Source organism: Halomonas sp. ND22Bw, from assembly GCF_003011945.1.
In the GTDB taxonomy this organism is placed as follows: Bacteria; Pseudomonadota; Gammaproteobacteria; order Pseudomonadales; family Halomonadaceae; genus Halomonas; species Halomonas halophila.
Window position 1 is genome coordinate 1 of sequence record NZ_PXWD01000910.1, and the last position, 270, is coordinate 270.

The following is a 270-nucleotide window of genomic DNA, read 5'->3' on the forward strand; positions in this document are numbered from 1 at the left end:
TGATTTCCGCCTTCGCATTCGGCGCATAGATAGCGGTAGAAATCAGTTCGTCATAGGCCTTTTTGGCACGCGGAAAACCAAGCACCCAATCGAGATCGATGATGCTCTGGTCGATCATGTTGGGCGGATAGGGCTTGCCGTTCTGATCGATCCCGGCCTTCAAGTCGTCTTCACTGACCGAGTAATTCGCCTCCCCCGCAAACCAGTGCCGCATCATCCTGGCCGCCACCGGCAGCCTGAGCTTGTCCATGACATCCGGTATTTGCTGGA

1 protein-coding gene is annotated in these 270 nt (G+C 55.6%); it reads right to left on the minus strand.

Annotation, left to right across the window (positions count from 1 at the left end):
- The coding region (locus tag CVH10_RS20785) for a DUF6402 family protein (protein WP_369335925.1) at nt 1–250 on the minus strand (250 nt) is incomplete at its 3' end.
- Between the last annotated feature and the right edge of the window lie 20 nt (nt 251–270).